At 63.0% G+C, this 17,196-nt stretch carries 13 protein-coding genes and 1 pseudogene; 11 read left to right on the top strand and 3 right to left on the bottom strand.

Annotation, left to right across the window (positions count from 1 at the left end):
* Positions 1-138: 138 nt before the first annotated feature.
* Together DRB19_RS17670 and DRB19_RS17665 are read right to left on the bottom strand one after the other, a co-directional pair.
* Positions 139-1,791 (bottom strand): ABC transporter permease, encoded by a 1,653-nt coding sequence (locus tag DRB19_RS17670; protein WP_114187348.1) that lies wholly within the window; start codon positions 1,789-1,791, stop codon positions 139-141.
* Entirely contained in the window at positions 1,788-2,867 is a 1,080-nt protein-coding gene (locus tag DRB19_RS17665) for an ABC transporter ATP-binding protein (protein WP_147021788.1), read from the bottom strand. The genes DRB19_RS17670 and DRB19_RS17665 overlap by 4 nt, the downstream gene beginning before the upstream one ends.
* Before the next feature lie 109 nt (positions 2,868-2,976).
* On the opposite strand from DRB19_RS17665, the gene DRB19_RS17660 reads away from it, so the two are divergent.
* Genes DRB19_RS17660 through DRB19_RS17650 form a run of 3 tightly spaced genes read left to right on the top strand, consistent with a single transcriptional unit; the run spans position 2,977 to position 5,884 of the window.
* Positions 2,977-3,948: an extracellular solute-binding protein gene (locus tag DRB19_RS17660; RefSeq protein WP_114187347.1), complete on the top strand. Its 972-nt coding sequence runs from the start codon at positions 2,977-2,979 to the stop codon at positions 3,946-3,948.
* Positions 3,949-3,972: 24 nt separating this feature from the next.
* Positions 3,973-4,965, top strand: a complete 993-nt coding sequence (locus DRB19_RS17655; protein WP_114187346.1) for a hypothetical protein — start codon at positions 3,973-3,975, stop codon at positions 4,963-4,965.
* A gap of 34 nt (positions 4,966-4,999) precedes the next feature.
* Positions 5,000-5,884, top strand: a complete 885-nt coding sequence (locus tag DRB19_RS17650) for a MurR/RpiR family transcriptional regulator (protein ID WP_114187345.1) — start codon at positions 5,000-5,002, stop codon at positions 5,882-5,884.
* On the opposite strand, the gene DRB19_RS17645 is transcribed toward DRB19_RS17650, so the two are convergent.
* Positions 5,881-6,657: an SDR family oxidoreductase gene (locus DRB19_RS17645; RefSeq protein WP_114187344.1), complete on the bottom strand. Its 777-nt coding sequence runs from the start codon at positions 6,655-6,657 to the stop codon at positions 5,881-5,883. The two genes, DRB19_RS17650 and DRB19_RS17645, sit on opposite strands and share 4 nt — an antisense overlap.
* A 138-nt stretch (positions 6,658-6,795) precedes the next feature.
* Here DRB19_RS17645 and DRB19_RS17640 point away from each other — a divergent pair, with 138 nt between their 5' ends.
* The 8 genes and pseudogenes from DRB19_RS17640 (at position 6,796) to DRB19_RS17605 (ending at position 17,136) form a co-directional block, all read left to right on the top strand.
* Positions 6,796-7,941, top strand: a complete 1,146-nt coding sequence (locus DRB19_RS17640) for a mandelate racemase/muconate lactonizing enzyme family protein (RefSeq protein WP_114187343.1) — start codon at positions 6,796-6,798, stop codon at positions 7,939-7,941.
* A gap of 9 nt (positions 7,942-7,950) precedes the next feature.
* Positions 7,951-8,826: a Rid family hydrolase gene (locus DRB19_RS31705; RefSeq protein WP_114187342.1), complete on the top strand. Its 876-nt coding sequence runs from the start codon at positions 7,951-7,953 to the stop codon at positions 8,824-8,826.
* The gene (locus tag DRB19_RS17630; protein ID WP_114187390.1) at positions 8,823-9,575 is read left to right on the top strand and encodes a creatininase family protein; all 753 of its coding nucleotides are present in this window, start codon (positions 8,823-8,825) and stop codon (positions 9,573-9,575) included. Before DRB19_RS31705 ends, DRB19_RS17630 begins: the two co-directional genes overlap by 4 nt.
* Positions 9,576-9,912: 337 nt before the next feature.
* Positions 9,913-10,794: a cellulose biosynthesis protein BcsN gene (gene bcsN, locus DRB19_RS17625; RefSeq protein WP_162815741.1), complete on the top strand. Its 882-nt coding sequence runs from the start codon at positions 9,913-9,915 to the stop codon at positions 10,792-10,794.
* Positions 10,795-10,958: 164 nt separating this feature from the next.
* A pseudogene (bcsA, locus tag DRB19_RS17620) lies at positions 10,959-13,147 on the top strand (UDP-forming cellulose synthase catalytic subunit).
* Position 13,148: 1 nt separating this feature from the next.
* Positions 13,149-15,731 carry a cellulose biosynthesis cyclic di-GMP-binding regulatory protein BcsB gene (locus tag DRB19_RS17615; RefSeq protein ID WP_114187340.1) on the top strand — a complete coding sequence of 861 codons (2,583 nt, stop codon included), beginning with the start codon at positions 13,149-13,151 and terminating at the stop codon, positions 15,729-15,731.
* Positions 15,728-16,825, top strand: a complete 1,098-nt coding sequence (locus DRB19_RS17610) for a family 8 glycosyl hydrolase (RefSeq protein WP_245439618.1) — start codon at positions 15,728-15,730, stop codon at positions 16,823-16,825. The genes DRB19_RS17615 and DRB19_RS17610 overlap by 4 nt, the downstream gene beginning before the upstream one ends.
* On the top strand, positions 16,816-17,136 hold the full coding sequence (locus DRB19_RS17605; protein ID WP_114187339.1) for a hypothetical protein: 321 nt from the start codon (positions 16,816-16,818) through the stop codon (positions 17,134-17,136). Before DRB19_RS17610 ends, DRB19_RS17605 begins: the two co-directional genes overlap by 10 nt.
* The last annotated feature ends 60 nt before the right edge of the window (positions 17,137-17,196 follow it).

The raw sequence follows: 17,196 nt of genomic DNA, 5'->3' as shown, positions 1-17,196 counted from the left end.
GCAAGCGCGGGACGAATCCACGCATGTTGCACAGTTGCTTTTTATTCCACGGCGCACCGAGGTCAAGACGGGAATCTCATCCTGAGGCCGCGTACTCTCAGCAAGCGCGCCCTCAGGCGGAGTCAAGGCGCGATCCGGTCAGAGGAGCGCGCTCTCCTTCCGGCCCGAAAGGTGGAAGGCGGCATAGACCGCCGCCACGGTCATGACCAGGAGGATGGTGGAGAGAGCCGAGGCCGTGCCGTATTCGCCATCCATGACCGAAAGATAGATGCGGACCGGCATGGTGATCGTACGGCCCACATAAAGCACCAGGGAGGATGAAAGCTCGTTCATGGCGGTCACGAAGCTCATGAGCGCGCCGGCCAGAATGCCGGGCACGATCAACGGAACCGTCACCTTCATGAAGGCCTTGCCGGGCGAATAGCCAAGGCTTACGGCCGCGTCCTCCAGGTTCGGTCCCACCTGTTTCAAGGAGGCTGCCACCGAACGCGCCGAATAGGGCAGACGCCGGATGAACACCGCCATGATGATGATGAGGCCCGTGCCGGTCAGCGCGAACGGCGGATCGTTGAAGCGCGTGATGAAGGCGATGCCCATCACGATTCCCGGGACCACGTAGGGAACCATGAGGATCGCATCGAGCGCGCCCGTGGCGATGCTCGGCCGCCGGGAGATCAGATAGCCGATCAGGGTGCCTGTAATGACGATGGCCACCACCGCGATCGACGAGAAGATGAGCGTGTTCCAGATCGGGTCCGACACCGTCGAGATCACCCTCTCGTAGCTTTGGAGGCTCAAGCCCGGCTGGAACACCGGCCCGCTGGTGCGGCGGAACGAGAACAGCACCACGATGATGGCCGGCAACGCGCCGACGAGCACGATGGCGTAGGCCAGGGCGTTCAGCCCAAGGGCCTTGAGGCCGCTGACGTGCTGGCGCTCCGGCTTCTTGATCAGATTGCTGTGATACACGTTCTTGCGCAGAACCCAGCGCTGCCCGAACACGATGATCATCGACAGGATGATCAGCACGATGCTGAGCGCGGATGCCATGCCGGGATTGCCGCCGACCTCGCTGCCATAGAGGTTGAAGGCTTCCGTGGCCAGCACGTTGAAGTCGCGCCCGATGATGCGGGGCGTGCCGAAATCCGCGATCGACAGAACGAAGGTCAGAAGCGCGCTTGCGGAAATAGCCGGCAGGATCAGCGGAAACGTTACCGTGAAGAGCCGCTTCATCGGAGAAACACCCAGGCTCTCAGCGGCTTCCTCGACGGATCGGTTGATGGCCGCCAGCGCTCCTGAGGTGATCAGGAAGACATGCGGGAAGAACTTGAAAGCGAAGACCAGGATGACACCCGCGACCCCGTAGAGCGGCGGGATGGAAATGCCGATGGCATCCAGCCCCCTGCGGACCACCCCGCTTGCGCCAAACAGCACGATCCACGCATAAGCCCCGATGAAGGGCGGGGACACGAGGGCAACCACGGCAAGCGTCTGGATGAGCGCGCGGCCATAGATATGAAACCGCGTGGTCACGAAGGCCAGGGTCACGCCAAGGATGAGAGCGCCGGTCATGCCGCCGAAGCCGGCGATCAGGGTGTTGCCGATGGCGCGCTGATAAACCTTCGTGGTGGCGATCTGAACATAATGAACGAGGGAGAAGGCTCCCGTTTCATTGTCGAGCAGGCTCGCGCGCAGGATCGACGACAGCGGCCAGATCAGCAGGATCAGCAGGATCGCCCATGCGCCGATGAGCACGAACGTCCAGAGATCGAAACGCAGGCGTCTCGTCATCGGGCCGCTCCCAGATCGATCACGTCCCCGTTCGAGCTGAACAGGACGATTTTGTCCAGCGGCAACCGGATTTCGACCGGGCGGCCCTCCATCTCGATGAAGTCCCGTTCCGGATCGGCCACCTGGGCGACGATCTCTCCGGCTTCGGTCTTGAGGGTGTAATGGGCCTCGCGTCCCAGGAAGGTGACCTTGCGGACCTCGCCCGCCAGGGAGATCGCCGGGCCGCTTCCTGCCATGCCGGCGAGCAGCACGTTTTCAGGCCGAATGGCGACTTCGACGATGCCGGGGCTACCGGCGCCGGGGAACGCAACGGTCTGGCGTCCAACGACGAGGCGTCCGCCTTCGAGCAGGCCCGGCAGGAAATTCATGGTGCCGACGAAGGACGCGGCGAACCGGCGCTGCGGCTTGCGGTAGATTTCAAAGGGCGTGCCGATCTGTTCGACATTGCCTTTGTTCATGACGCAGATGCGGTCGGAGACCGCCAGCGCCTCCTCCTGGTCATGGGTGACGTAGATGGTGGTGATGCCGAGGCGGCGCTGGATGTCGCGGATATCCTCCCGCAACTCGATACGCAGCTTCGCGTCGAGATTGGACAGGGGCTCGTCCATGAGAAGCAGGGTCGGGCGGATCGCCATGGCACGCGCTAGGCCGATGCGCTGCTGCTGGCCGCCGGACATCTCCGCCGGCAGGCGGTCCTGGTACCCTTCGAGGCGAACCATCTTGAGGCTTTCGGCCACGCGCGCTTCGATCTCGCCTTTGGGAAGCGCGCGCGCCTTCAGGCCGAAGGCCACGTTCTCGGCGACCGTCAGGTGGGGAAACACTGCATAATCCTGGAACACCATGCCGATGTCGCGCTTATGGGCCGGCTTGTGGTCGATGCGCTCGCCTTTGACGATGATTTCGCCCCAGTCCTGGTGCTGGAAGCCCGCTATCGTGCGCAAAAGCGTGGTTTTTCCACAGCCGCTGGGCCCTAGAAGGGTGAAAAACTCCCCCGACGCAATGTCGAGATCGATGTTCTCCAGGACCCGCACATCCCTGTAGCTCTTGGCCAGACCCTGGATCTTCAAATCGGCCACGCCCCACTCCTGTTTCGTATAACTACGTCTTGATTGGGCACGACTTTACAAAATTGCTGGCATTCAGCAACAATGCCGTAGCTTTGCTACTTAATCCGGGGAGGATGGGATGTTGAAAGTTGGATTGACCGCAGGCGTGGTGCTCGTGTCTTTGAGCGCCGCCGCCATGGCGCAGGACAAATCAGTGGTCGTCTACACGGCCCACAAGGCCTCGATCGTGGATGCGCTGGTTCCGAAATTCGAGAAGGAAACCGGCATCAAGGTCGATGTGGTCAAGGCCGGATCCGGCGACATCATCAAGCGCGTCAAGGCGGAATCGTCCTCGGCCAAGGCCGACGTGATCTGGAGCATCGGCGGCGAGCAGCTCGAGGACAACAAGGACCTCCTCGCCACCTACAAGCCCAAGGAAGACGCCGCCATCCTGCCGAACTACAAGGTGAGCCCGGAATGGATCCCCTATACGGGCATCCTGCTGGTGCTGGCGGTCAATACCAAGGAACTGAAGCCCGCCGATTATCCCAAGACATGGGCGGAACTCGGCGACGCCAAATGGAAGGGCAAGATCTCGTCAGCCCGCGCCGACACCTCGGGCTCCTCGTTCCAGCAGCTTGCCACTGTTCTGATCGGCCATGGCGAGAAAGGCTGGGACGTCTACAACAAGATTCTGGCCAACGTGAACCTGTCGGATTCGTCGGGCGCCGTTCCGCGCTACGTCAATGACGGCGAAGCGCTGGTCGGCCTGACCCTGGAAGACAATGCCCTCGACTACGTGAAGGGCGGCGGCAACGTGGCGATCGTGTACCCGCAGGATGGATCCTCGACGGTGGCCGACGGCGTTGCGCTCGTGAAGGGCGCGCCTCATGCGGAAAACGGCAAGGCGTTCATCGACTGGCTTCTGTCCAAGCCCGTGCAGGAGCAGCTCGTCTCGGAGATCGGCCGCCGCTCGGTCCGCAACGATGTGACCGGCGCCGGCCTCAAGCCGATGAGCGAGATCAAGCTCGTGGAATACGACATCAAGAAGGTGGCCCAGAACCGAAACGATTGGGTCGCCAAGTGGAAGACGGCTCTGCAGAACCGATGAGCCTGTAAAAGCAGCGCAGCCATCATGCTGATCGAAGCATTCTCCGAGGCGAAGGACCCGTCCGCGCCTCACACCAACGAGGACCGCCTCGTGATCCTGCCCGGCCGCGCCTATGCGGTGATCGATGGGGTCACGGACCGACTTGGGACTCGCTATGATGGGATGCTCTCGGGCCAGTATGCGGCTTTCATCGTCCAGGGCGCGCTCGAGCACATGCTGAGCGCGCCCAATGCTCCCAGGGATGGCCTCGACGTGGTCCGGACGCTGACGGAAAAGATCCGGGGCGCTTACAAGACGCACAATATTTTCGACGCGGCCCAATCCGATTGGAACGTGCGCCTTTCGGCGGCTCTTGCGCTCGTGCTGGTCCAGGACGAAACCCTGGACATCGTTCTGGTTGGGGACAGCGGCGTGCGCATCAACCGGGACCACACCGTGCGGGTGGAAAAGGACCTCGACCTGATCACCGCGATCCTGCGTCGGCAGGCCTGGCCGGTGATTGGCGGAAAAACCGCCGATCCCGACAAGCACGAACAGGTGTCTCGCCGGGTCACGTGGCACGGCACCCGCCAGCCCTTGGAGGCTGTGGCCGACACGCTTGATGCCTCCGACATGGCGCTCATCGAGCAGCGGGCCACTACGGCCAATCTCGAGGCATTGCCCCACGTTCCCCGGGTGGACATCGAAAATCTCGTCCAAGGCGGCATCGTCAATGCGCAAGGCGGCTACCAGAACAATGCCGCCCTGTTTCTCGGCTATCCCTGCCTCGACGGTTTCGAAGTCCCGGAGCGCATGATCCGGGTCGAGCGGCTCCCTCGCAAGGCAGTGGAAACGATCGAGATCTTCTCGGACGGCTACTTCAAACCTGGGGATGACTTCGGCGTCGCCGCGTGGGAGCAGGCCTTCGCGGAGGCCGAGCGCGCGGATCCGGCCAAGGTCCTGCTCTATGCCTCGCCCAAGGGCTCGACCACCTCCATGTGGTCCGACGACCGCACCTATCTGGGCGTCAAATTCTAAAGACGAACGCGCTCGGCGTTCCCGGGACAAGAGAATGAACCGCCCCGCCAGCCTGATCGAGAGTATCGAGCAGATCGCGCCGACCCTGAAAAAGGCGGAGCGGCGTGTTGCCGAAATGGTTCTCCAGGATATCGAAGGCACCACCCGGATCAGCATCAAGTCCTTCGCGGCCCAGGCCGAGGTGAGCGAGCCTACGGTGATGCGGTTTGCGCGCCGGATCGGCTGCGACGGCTTTAGCGATTTCAAGCTCCGCCTGGCTCAGGATTATGCCGTAGGGCGGATGTATATCGAGGCGGAGCGCAAGGCTCAGTCAGACGATGCCGAACCCATTGCGCAGAGGGTTTATCAGTCAGGGCTCGACGCTCTCGCGACGGCGTTCGCGCGCCTCGACGAGGAGGCCCTGAAGGCCGCCGCGTCCGTGATCGCCAAGGCCGGGAAGGTCGTGTGCCTTGGCGTCGGGGGCTCCTCGGCCGTGATGGCGCAAGAGATGGAGAACCGCCTCTTCCGGTTCGGCCTTGCGGTGACGGCGTCGGCCGATGCCTACAAGCAGAACATGCTGGCGGCTATCGCCGACAAGGGCGACGCCTTCCTGTTCTTCTCGGTGACAGGCAAGCCCCAATCTCTCGTGGATACGGCAGCAATCGCCGCCGGGCGCGGCGCAGTCGTCGTCGCCGTGACAATGCCGGGCAGTCCCCTCGCGCTCCAGGCCAGCATCCGCCTGCCCTTGGATATTCCAGGCGACGAGGTGCATTTCAACTTCCCGAACCGAACCCGCTATGGACAGCTCCTCGTCATCGATTGCTTGTCGGCTCTCGTGGGAGCCCTGAAGCAGCCGGTCTCGGCCCGCAAGCTGCACCGGATCAGGACAACGCTGCTGGCCTTGCACGGGCACACGGACGCCCAGCCGATCGGGGATTAAAACTCAGCGCCGCAGAATTCCCGCGCCATCGTGGCAGAACCTACGGACAGGCCGCCATCCACAGGGACAACCGCACCGGTGATCATGCGGGCGTCCGGGCCGATGAGGAACGCCGCGACGCCTGCGATGTCGTCGGGCAGGCAGATGTCACCCAACGGATACCAGCGCTTCAGCCGCTCGAAGATCTCCGGGTTCTTTTCCACCCGCTCCTTCCAGGCCTGCGTCTTGACGCTGCCCGGCGCGATGGCGTTCGACCGAATGCCGTGTCGGCCGAATTCGACCGCTAGGAATCGCGTGAGCTGGATGAGGCCGGCCTTGGCGGAGCTGTAGGCCGGATAACCATAGATGCCGGAGCCATTCACGGACGAGATGTTGAGGATCACGCCCTTGCGCCGCGCCACCATGCCGTCCTGCACGGCGCGCACGCAGCGCCAGGCTCCGTTGAGGTTGAGTTCGATATCGGCGAGCCAGTCGGCCTCCCCGGTCGTGCCAAGCGTCGGGCTGACAACACCGCCCGCGTTGTTCACCAGCACGTCGATTGCGCCGAATTGACCTTCGACGCGGGCAACTGCGTTCTGAACGGACGCGAGGTCCGTCACGTCCGCCTGGACGCCAACGAGACCGGCCGGGGAGCCGAGGGCCATAGCGGCGCGCTCAAGCGCGCCGCCATCCCGGTCCAGCATCGCAACCGTATGCCCATGCGAGAGGAAGCGGCGGCAGAGAGCCTGTCCGATATCTCCTGCTCCGCCGGTCACGATGATCGTCTGGCCCATGGTGCGTCCTCGCGTGAATTCGAAATGTAGCTTGATTGATATTTTTCGCCAGGGAAACTGCAATTCATGGAAGAGATGCGTTGTTAAACTACGTTTCTGATCCTAGTGTTTCGTCACCAAAGACTGACCGGTGACCTTATGGATTCCAAAGACAAGACCATCGTGCGCCTCGATTTCGAGGAGGTGATCGTGCCGGCCCATCCGGGCGTGATCAATTCGGAAAGCCTCAACAAACCGCTTCATATGCTGCCCGTCGGCGGAAAGCAGGCCTGGTCGACCCAGTTCGACGAGCTGCCCAAGCTCATCATGCGCATGACTCTCAAAGACGGCACAGTCGGCCTGTCCGAGTTCTACCGCGACCACAACTGGGCCACCATCGAGGGCATTTCGAATCTGCTCCTCGGCCAGAGCGTCGCGGATCTGTGCCTGCAGGATCTCCCCATTGCCCTGTGCCGGGAATATGATGGATTCGAATGCGCCATCTGGGATGCTTACGCCAAGTCGCTCGGCGTTCCCTTGCATCGTCTTCTCGGCGGCGCGGTCCGCTCTCATGTGAAGATCAGCGCCTGGTCGAGCCACCGTACCGTGGACGAAATCGGTCCATGGGTGCGGCAGTACCATGAGCAGGGTTTCGACTGCATCAAGTTCAAATGCGACCTGGACGACGACGTGGTTGCCTGGTGCCGGAAGATCAAGGAATACGCGCCCGGCATGAAGGTGATCTTCGATCCCAACCAGCGCTGGGAGAATTCCGGCAATGCGCGGCCGATCCTCCGTGCGCTCGAGGAGGTTGGAAACGTCCTGCTTCTTGAGGATCCCATTGCCCGCTGGATGGTTCAGGACTACGCGGCCCTGCGTCAGTTCACGTCCATTCCGATGGTGCTGCACGTCTCGCTGCCATACGTGTTCCAGGGGCAGCGCCCTTATGAGGCGGTGAACGCTATCGCGCATGGGGCGGTCGATGGCTTCAACTTCAATGGCGGGCTCGCTAAATTTCACTCCATGGCCAACCTGGCGCATATGGCGGGCCTGTACTGCTGGCACGGTTCGGAGGTGGATCTCGGCATTCTCGAAGCCATGTATGTCCATCAGGCGGCAGCGGCCGCGAGCTGCGTGTGGCCAAGCGACATCTTCGGCCGCATGATCCGGTCCCATGACCTTCTCAAGACGCCCCTCGCCATCCGGCCGCCGCACATTCTCGTGCCCGAGGGGCCTGGGCTCGGCATCGAAATCGATCAGGACGCGGTGCGCCGCTTCAAGGTCTCCGAGCGTACCATCCAGTAAGAGGCGATCATGAGCGACGTGAACCCATTCCCGCCCGCCGACGAGGCGCGGCATGCAATCTGGGAGATGCTGGTCCGCCGGGATATCGAGGCCTTCGTGGCCGGCGATTGGGATGCGCATTTCATGGATTTCGCGCCCGATCTCTTCTTCGGGATCGATGCCCGCTTCTCCGACAATCCGGACAGCTGGCGCGTCACTTACGCGGACATCGCCCGTTATCGCGAGGCGTGGCTCGCAGGCGCCGATGAGCTCAAGGGACGGATCGGCGACGCTCCTTTGCGCCATACGATTTTCGGCCTGACGGCCTTGCGCGACATCGAGATCATGGGCGACTTCGCCCTTGCGCGCAAAAAGTTCGACGGTGCAATCCGGCTCGATGGTGGTGAGACCATCACCCTGCGCTGGCAGACGCAATATTTCTGCCGCCTGGTCGAGGGTCGGTGGCGTATCGCCGGTTTTCTGGGCTACCTGCCCAACCCCATGGGAAGCCGCTGCCCGTCCGACCCGGTCAAGCGCGCGCCGGCCGCCATGCAGGCTCCCGGCTCGGGCCCATACTCACCGGTTCTCGAGGTCACGCCCGGCAAGATGGTGGTGATTTCCGGTCAGGCGGCTGTCGGACCGGACGGCAAAACTATTGGGTCCGACATCCGCACCCAGGCACGCGCCACCTTGGAAAACTGCGCCATGCAGCTGCGCAATGCCGGGTGCGGCTTGGGCGATGTGTTCAAGGTCAATGTCTACATGACGGATCTCAACGACTGGCCCGCCTTCAACGAGGTTTACGCCGAAATGATGCCTGCGCCGCTGCCTGTCCGAACCGCTGTCGAGACCAAGCTTCTGCGGGACTTCATCGTGGAAATCGAGCTTTGGGCGGTGAAGCCATGAGATGGGAGAAGCTCACGAGCCCGGAGATCGGAGCCCTCGACCGGTCGATCCCGGTCATCCTCAACATCGCGGCCATCGAGCAGCATGGCCCGCACCTGCCACTCGATACGGATGCGCGCATCGGCGCGCACTTCCTAAACGAGCTGGATGCCCGCATGTCCGATCGGGTGCTCATCCTGCCGCCTGTGGTGGTTTGCGCGTCCGCGCATCACATGAGTTTCGCCGGCACGCTCACGGTGCGCCATGAAACGCTGCTCGCGTATGTGGGCGATATTCTGAGTGCCGTGGCGGCTCACGGCTTTCGCAACATCCTGTTGTTCAACAGCCACGGCGGCAATCAGGCCATCGGCCAGGTCATCCTCGAATCCTTCGGCTCCCGCCACCCGGACTGCCGGATCGGGATGCTCACTTGGTGGCGCATCGCCACGGAGGAGCTGCTCAGGGTCCAGGAGAGCACGTTCGGCGGCGTGGGACATGCTTGTGAATTCGAGACGTCGCTGATGCTCCTGATCGACGATGCGAGCGTTCGGCGCAATTTCATCCCGGGCCACACTCATGTGATGACGTACGATTGGGCGAACAGCGACCTGCTTCGCGGCGGCAAGGGCTCCCTGTTTCGGACCATGGCCGAAATCTCCGGGGGCTCCGGCGTCGTCGGGGACCCCAGCCTCGCCTCGGCCGAGAAGGGACGCGCGATTACCGGACTCGTGGTCGACTCACTGTCGGAGATCGTGCGCACGATGCGATAAGGGCTCGTGGCAGTCGCGACTTCTCGGGGCACAGGCAGACGCCCCCGAGCCCTTACTGGCTGCCTGGCGTGACAAAAAGGTGGAGCGGACCGCGATAATCCGGTCCAGCGGGGGCATCCTTACGGTTCGTTAACCATGAATGGTCATGTGTGGTTAAGCATCCAGCTGACTGCGCTGGCCTGCGTGAGTGAAGCTCCGGCCAAGCCCCGCAAGCTCAACGCCAGCTGACCGGTCAGTCGCCAGATCAGTTAGGTCCATGCCCCAGTCATCGTCCGAGGATAGGAAAGGTTTCGGAGCTTCGCGGCACAGCCCCAGAGCGCTCTGGGCCGGAAGGGCCTTGAGGGCGCTTCCCCTTGTGGCGTCCCTGCTGGCCACCGCCGGCTGTTCGACGCCGGGGGAGCTCGGTTTCGCGACGCTCATGACTGAAGTTCCGGCATCGCAGGCCGCCATTGTCCCGCCGGGAGGCCCCGCGGTGATCACCGTCCTCCAGCGGAAATACCAGAACGGCCTGACACAGGAGATTGCCCTGTCGACGGCCTCCGCGACTACGGGCCAGAACGCCTTCTATGTGACGCTGTCCAAGGAACAGGAAACCGTCTCCGAGATCGACGACACCCTGCGGTCGCCCCGCCTGAACCAGGAAATCGTCCAGAAGGAGATGGAGGAGCGGGTGCCCGGCGTCGACATGCGCACCTCCCTTCTTTACGTCCAGAACAAGTATGGGCCTTTTGGATTTGCCGTTGGTCGTTCGGCGGCAGGCGACAACTGCCTCTATGCCTGGCAGCTGATCGAGCCCAAGGAGGCGGCCCTTTTCGTTCCCGGAGGGTCGATCTCCGTGCGGCTGCGGCTGTGCGACGCCGATGCGACGGAAGCGCAACTGCTGCGCAGCATGTACGGCTTTACGATTCCGGCCTATTACAGGTCCGGATCATGGAACCCCTATGGTGCGCCGCCAGCGCCGCCGGCCCATCTCGGCGAAGCCGATGCGCCCATCTTTCCCCTTGGATTGGGAGCCAGCGAGACCACGGTGACCCGCCAGCCCCGCGCCCAGGTGCGATCGATCGTCCGCTCGACAGAGAAAGACACGCCGGGCTTCGTCGACAAGGACACCGTGCTGCCGGACGCCATTCCAACCGCTCCTGTCATTCCCGCGCCTCCCGCAGGCCCAACAGCCCCCCTCGAGGGCTATCCGGTCGTGCCTCCGCCGCCCACTCCTTGAGAACTTATCATATGTTACATTGGAACGATTTCGCACAGAACTCGTTCACTATAGCTGCGTAAATATGAAGCAAAGGCGCAAAGGAGATAGTAATAGACCCTTGAGAGGGCATCCATTATGCGTAGCAACCGCCCGCAAGAACCGCCAACAGAGAACCTGGACTGATGAAAAAGGGTCTTATCGTGGCCTTCTGGGCCTTGGCGGCTGCGTTGATCTTCCTGCTCGTCGCCCTTCCCATCAGTCTTCAGACGCACCTTGTCGCCGGCATGGTGGTCGTCGCCAGCATGATCGTGCTGAAATTCTTCCGCGCCCAGGGCCTTTGGCGCCTGATCGCGCTGGCTCTCGGCACGGCAATCGTCCTGCGCTACGTGCTCTGGCGAACCACCAGCACGCTCCCGCCCATCTCGGAACTGGCGAACTACATTCCGGCCTTTCTGCTATACCTGGCGGAGATGTACTCCGTCCTGATGCTGTTTCTCAGCCTGTTCGTGGTTTCCAGCCCCTTGCGCTCTCGCAAGCCGCCTGAAATCGATCCGGAGAACGTGCCGACGGTGGACGTCTTCGCCCCAGCTACAACGAGAGCTCCGACCTGCTGGCCACCACCCTGTCGGCCGCCAAGGGCATGGACTATCCGGCCGACAAGATGACCGTGTGGCTTCTGGACGACGGCGGCACGGATGAGAAGTGCAACTCCCCCAACGCCGCCTCGGCCAAGGAGGCTCAGGAGCGCCGCGCGGAGCTCCAGGCACTCTGCGCCGCTCTTGGGGTCAACTACCTGACACGGGCGAGAAACAAGAGCGCCAAGGCCGGCAACCTCAACAACGGGCTCGAACACTCGACCGGCGACCTTGTAGCCGTCTTCGATGCCGATCATGCTCCGGCGCGGGACTTTCTCCGCGAGACCGTCGGCTTCTTCAGCACCGAAAAAGACCTGTTCCTGGTCCAAACGCCCCATTTCTTCATCAATCCCGACCCTGTGGAGCGAAATCTCGGCACCTTCACGACGATGCCGTCCGAGAACGAGATGTTCTACGGCGTCATCCAGCGCGGCCTCGACAAATGGAACGCTTCCTTCTTCTGCGGATCCGCTGCCATCCTCAAGCGTGACGCCCTGCAGGAGACCAACGGGTTCAGCGGCCTGAGCATCACCGAGGATTGCGAGACCGCCCTCGAGCTCCATTCCCGCGGCTGGCGCAGCCTTTATGTGGACAAGCCGCTGATCGCAGGCTTGCAGCCGGAAAGCTTTGCCAGCTTCATCGGCCAGCGCTCCCGCTGGGGCATGGGCATGATGCAGATCCTGCGCTACCGCTTCCCGCCGCTCAAGCGCGGCCTGAAGTTCGCGCAGCGCCTGTGCTACATGTCGAGCACCCTGTTCTGGCTGTTTCCGTTCACCCGCTTCTGCTTCCTGATCTCGCCGCTCTGCTATCTGTTCTTCTCGATGGAGATCTTTACCGCGTCGGGCGGCGAATTCCTGGCCTACACGTCCACCTACATGATGGTGAACCTCATGATGCAGAACTATCTCTACGGCCGCTACCGCTGGCCGTGGATTTCGGATCTGTACGAGTACATTCAGACCATCTATCTGCTGCCGTCGCTCCTGTCCGTGATCGCCAACCCGAGCAAGCCGACCTTCAAGGTCACGGCGAAGAACGAGGACATGCGGCAGAGCCAGGTGTCGGAACTGGGCGCCCCCTACTTCATCGTATTCGGAATCCTGCTGCTGGGGGTCGTGGCCACAGCGGTCCGTGTTTGGGCCGAACCCTACAAGGCCGACGTGACCCTCGTGACCGGGGCCTGGAACCTCGTCAACCTCATCATCGCAGGCTGCGCCCTCGGGGTGGTTTCCGAGCGGGCAACCCGGCGACAGAGCCATCGCGTCCTCGTCGATCGCCCCTGCCGGTTCCTCATGGGCGACAAGATGGTCGAAGGCACGGTGCGGGACGTATCGGTCGGAGGCGCCAACATTCGCCTGTCGCAATCATCCCTTCCGGGCATGAAGCGCGGAGCTCTCGGCACCCTTGAGTTCAAGCCGCTCTCCGAGCTTCCGGTGAATCAACTGCCCTTGGAGATCCGCAAGATGAGCATGGACGACAAGGGGGTCCTGATCGGCTGCCGCTTTCTCACCGAAACACCAGAGCACCACCGTCTGATCGCCGACCTGGCCTTTGCCAATTCGGACCAGTGGAGCCACTTCCAGACCCGTCGGCACCAGGACATCGGCATACTTCGCGGTACCCTATGGTTCCTGACCATGTCGCTCTACCAAACCGGCCGCGGACTCGGATATCTCCTGGGATTGCAGCGTTTCGGCGCCTCCATTCCGCCGGCTCCGGCCGTCAAGGAGGCCTGACATGCGCGCGCTCCTGGCTTCCCTCCTGATCGCCTTCGGGGCTGCTGGGGTTCAGCCCGCCTTCGCGCAGGGCACGCCGTTCAGCATGTCGCCCGGTCGGCCGGCCGCGGCTCCGACAGCCCCGGCTCCGCCGCCATCCGGGCCACAGGGCGCTCCTCCGACGGCTGCTCCTTTCAGCATGCAGCCGGCTCCCGCCGGGCCGGCCCGGTCGACCCAGCAGCCGGTCGCCAAACCGCCAGCGTCGCCCGACATGGCGCCCCAAGGCCCCCGCGCCACCAATCCTCCCCAGGCCAGCGGCGCGCCTCGCTCCGACACGGCGCAGCTAGTCGCCACGAACTCCGTCATGTCGCGGAACGGTCAGCCGCTTGAGCGGCCGCTCCTGCCCTTCGAGTCGGTTCGCCTCGACGGCGAGAACGACAGCCGGAGCTGGACCTTCCACCTGACCCACGATGAAGCCGCGAGCGGCGCAAGCATTTCCATCGGATACCAGAACGCAGTGGTTGTGATGCCTGAAGCCTCGCGGCTGCGGGCTGTGATCAACGAAGAGACCGTCGTCAACATTCCCATCGCGTCCGCTCAAGGCATTCAGCAGACCGTCATTCCGATCCGCGCCGGCCTTCTGCGCGGCGGGCAGAACATCATCCGGCTGGAAGCGATCCAACGTCACCGCACCGACTGCACCATCGCGTCGACCTACGAATTGTGGACCAACGTCGACGCGGCATCCACCAAACTGGTCTTCGCAGCCGGTGCGACCAGAACTCTCCGTAGCCTCGAGGACCTGCCTGCCATCGGGGCCGACGTGAAGGGCGTCACGACGATCCGTGTTGTCGCCCCGAAGGTGTATCGCCCCGAGATCCGCGATCGCCTGCTGCGCCTCGTTCAGATGATCGCCCTGCGGGGACGCTACGCGCACCCGGTCATCCAAGTGGTGGAGTCGGATTCGGGTCCGACGCCGGTCGGCACCATCAGGGTGATCATGGGCATCGCGAGCGAATTGCGCGGCATGGTTGCGGCGCTGCCCGATGCGGCAGCCGTGCAGCCGCTTTCGATCATGATGCAGGACACCACGAACAGCCCGCCTTTCCTGGTCGTGACCGGACCGACCTGGAACGATCTCGATACCGCGATCAACATCGTCGGCACCGCGGCGATCAATGCCCGCGGCGTGGAGCGGAACGCGGTCGACACGGCATCGTGGCATTGGCCGGAGATCCCCACGGTGCTTGGGGAGCGCTCGATCCGCTTCTCCGATATGGGCGTGCCGACGCAGGAGTTTTCGGGGCGTCGCCTCCGGGTTCGCTTCGCGGTCAATTTCCCGTCGGACTTTTATGCGACCGATTATGGCGAGGCGGCTCTGATGCTGGACGCGGCCTATACGCCCGCCGTCAAGCCTGGAAGTCATTTCGACATCTATGTGAATGACCGGATCAGCGCCACGATGACGATTACGTCCCGGAGCGGAGTCTTTCGGCAGCATCTCATCAGGATTCCGCTGAAGAACTTCAAGGCCGGGATCAACCACGTGTCGCTCGAGGCGATCCTCCTGACCGATGCGGACGAGCGGTGCGCCCCCGGCGAGACCCTGTCGGAGACAAATCGCTTCGTTCTGTTCGACAGCACCTCGTTCGACGTTCCCGATTACGGGCGGATGGGACGCCAGCCGGATCTGGCCGTGTTGAGCACCGGGGGCTTCCCTTACGGCGACCTGGCGGCAACCTTCGTTCTCGCCCGACCCGACCCGTTGAACTATGCCGCATCGGGCACCCTCCTGGCCCGGATGGCGCGGGATTCGGGTGAGCCCGTGCGTGCGCAATTCGCCAATGCGGCCACCGCCGGCGATCAGTCAGTGATCTTCATCGGCACCATCGACCAGCTTCCGCCGGGGCTTCTGGGGCGCGTGAAAGTCTCGGACAATCTCCGTATGATCTGGCAATCCACGCCCGCGCCGACCAACCTCAATCCTGGCGGCACGGAAAGCAGCAACGGGCTCCTCGGAAATGCGGGTAGCGGCGTTCCGTCTGGCCGGATGACCCTGGATCAGGGTGATCTGAATTCGACCGAGGAAATTCGCAAGCGCTGGACGGAGACCTTCCAGCGTCGGGGCATTCTCCAGCAGACTTTCGACACCCTCCGGGGCTGGATGGAGCAGACCTTCAACCTGTCCCTGGCGTCCCTGAAATTCGATGACGCGACCAACCTTCCATACGAACCTCCCCAGCGCACAACCCTCCTCCTGGCTCAGAACCGCACCAGCGGACCAGGATCATGGACCGTGGTGACAGCCCGGACCGAGGAGGCGCTCGCCAAGGAAATGGCCCGTCTGACATCGCCGCTGCTCTGGTCGCAGGTCTCAGGCCAGGCCGTGGCTCTCGAGCCGGCGGAAGCAAAGCTCGACATCAGGCCAATCGACGATGTCGGGTTCGTCCAGACCCAGCCTCTGTCTTTCATGAATCTGCGGCTCGTGGCTGCGAACTGGATGTCGATCAACATCCTGCAGTATGCCCTGGTGATGGTGATCTTCTGCATTCTGCTGGGCTCGGCGACCTACCTGCTCCTGAACCGTCTTGGACGCCGGTCATGACGGAGCGCCCGAATGAAAGATCGCATTTCCTCACACGCTTTCTTCTCGCGTCGTTCATGCTGTTGGGCCTCATGCAGCCGTCCTGGGGCGCCACCATCGAACCGTTGAAGATCGCCGGGACGATCTCGGCGTCCGATTGGGGCGCCTATCAATCGCGCTTCGTCGAGAACACCGGGCGGGTCGTCGACAACGCCAACGGCAATATCAGCCACAGCGAAAGCCAGGGCTATGGAATGCTTCTCGCCTTCGCGGCGGACGACAAGGGAGCATTCGAAAAGATTTGGACCTTCACGCGAACCGAGTTCCTGATTCGCGACGACGGACTTGCGGTGTGGAAATGGGATCCGGCCGCCAAGCCCCACGTGACGGATCGCAACAATGCCAGCGATGGCGATATCCTCATTGCCTATGCGCTGGCCAAGGCAGGCGCGGCCTGGAACAATCGCGGGTACACCCTGGCGGCGCAGAAGCTCGCTCAGGCCATCGGCAAGCACGCCATCGGACGCAATGGCGGCAGCGTGTTCCTTCTTCCAGGTACGCAGGGTTTCGGACCCGACGACCGTCCGGACGGCCCGGTCATCAACTTGTCCTACTGGATTTTCGAGGCGTTTCCGGTCCTGGCCGGTCTGGCGCCGGAATATGACTGGACCGGAGTTGGCCGCGAAGGCCTCGTGTTGCTGCGCCAAGCCACATCCGGTAGGGCCGGCCTTCCGGCAGACTGGCTTTCGATCCGCAGCAGGCTGCAAACTCGACCGGCCGAGGGCTTTCCGCCCGAGTTTGGTTACAACTCATTAAGGATCCCCCTTTACCTCTTGAGAGCGGGGATGACTGATGTGGAGTGGCTTCGAACGGCCCATCGGCGCTGGTCGTCGGGCGGGGAAGGCGTGAGCCTGGTCAACGTCACGACCGGACAGGTCCGGGAAAAGCTGACGGACCGGGGCTACATGGCCATGTCCGCCGCCTTGGCCTGCGCCCTCGACGGAACGTCCGTTCCGGCGGATCTCAGGACTTTCGAGCCCGATCTCTACTACCCTTCGACCCTGTATCTCCTGTCGATGTCGCTGATTGGTGAAAAGTACCCGAAATGCCTTTAGCTCGTGGCGCCATAGCGATTGCGGTCGTGGGACTTGGCTTTGCAGCTCTGGCTCAGCAATTCGGCGACGACAATCGCCCGGCGCCCAATGCAACATCTCCCGCGTCCGGTCCGCAGGTCGACGAGTCGGCGCTTCGATACTTTGCCTCGCAGGGTGATACCCGCCGCGTCGACGCCGAGATCGCAAGGCTGCGCGCGCTCTATCCCAACTGGACCCCGCCCACCGATCTGTCGCAGCTGTCGGCCGGGCCGGTGGTGGTCCGGGACCCTCTGGTGGATCGTCTCTGGACCCTTTATACCAAGTCCCGCTGATCAGAACCGGTGCGCCCACTCCCGCAGGCCGAGGGACATGATCGTCCAGGGTCGATCCGT

It is taken from the genome of Microvirga aerophila (assembly GCF_003332305.1).
In the GTDB taxonomy this organism is placed as follows: domain Bacteria; phylum Pseudomonadota; class Alphaproteobacteria; order Rhizobiales; family Beijerinckiaceae; genus Microvirga; species Microvirga aerophila.
The sequence above is the reverse complement of the archived record's forward strand: the minus strand, read 5'-3'. Positions and strand labels throughout refer to the sequence as shown.

Excerpts from the sequence above, each read along its gene's own strand:
- DRB19_RS17660 (WP_114187347.1), top strand. The coding sequence starts at position 2,977 with ATGTTGAAAGTTGGATTGACCGCAGGCGTGGTGCTCGTGTCTTTGAGC.
- DRB19_RS17655 (WP_114187346.1), top strand. The coding sequence starts at position 3,973 with ATGCTGATCGAAGCATTCTCCGAGGCGAAGGACCCGTCCGCGCCTCAC.
- DRB19_RS17670 (WP_114187348.1), bottom strand. The coding sequence starts at position 1,791 with ATGACGAGACGCCTGCGTTTCGATCTCTGGACGTTCGTGCTCATCGGC.
- DRB19_RS17645 (WP_114187344.1), bottom strand. The coding sequence starts at position 6,657 with ATGGGCCAGACGATCATCGTGACCGGCGGAGCAGGAGATATCGGACAG.
- DRB19_RS17630 (WP_114187390.1), top strand. The coding sequence starts at position 8,823 with ATGAGATGGGAGAAGCTCACGAGCCCGGAGATCGGAGCCCTCGACCGG.
- DRB19_RS17615 (WP_114187340.1), top strand. The coding sequence starts at position 13,149 with ATGCGCGCGCTCCTGGCTTCCCTCCTGATCGCCTTCGGGGCTGCTGGG.
- DRB19_RS17605 (WP_114187339.1), top strand. The coding sequence starts at position 16,816 with ATGCCTTTAGCTCGTGGCGCCATAGCGATTGCGGTCGTGGGACTTGGC.
- DRB19_RS17610 (WP_245439618.1), top strand. The coding sequence starts at position 15,728 with ATGACGGAGCGCCCGAATGAAAGATCGCATTTCCTCACACGCTTTCTT.
- DRB19_RS31705 (WP_114187342.1), top strand. The coding sequence starts at position 7,951 with ATGAGCGACGTGAACCCATTCCCGCCCGCCGACGAGGCGCGGCATGCA.
- DRB19_RS17650 (WP_114187345.1), top strand. The coding sequence starts at position 5,000 with ATGAACCGCCCCGCCAGCCTGATCGAGAGTATCGAGCAGATCGCGCCG.
- DRB19_RS17640 (WP_114187343.1), top strand. The coding sequence starts at position 6,796 with ATGGATTCCAAAGACAAGACCATCGTGCGCCTCGATTTCGAGGAGGTG.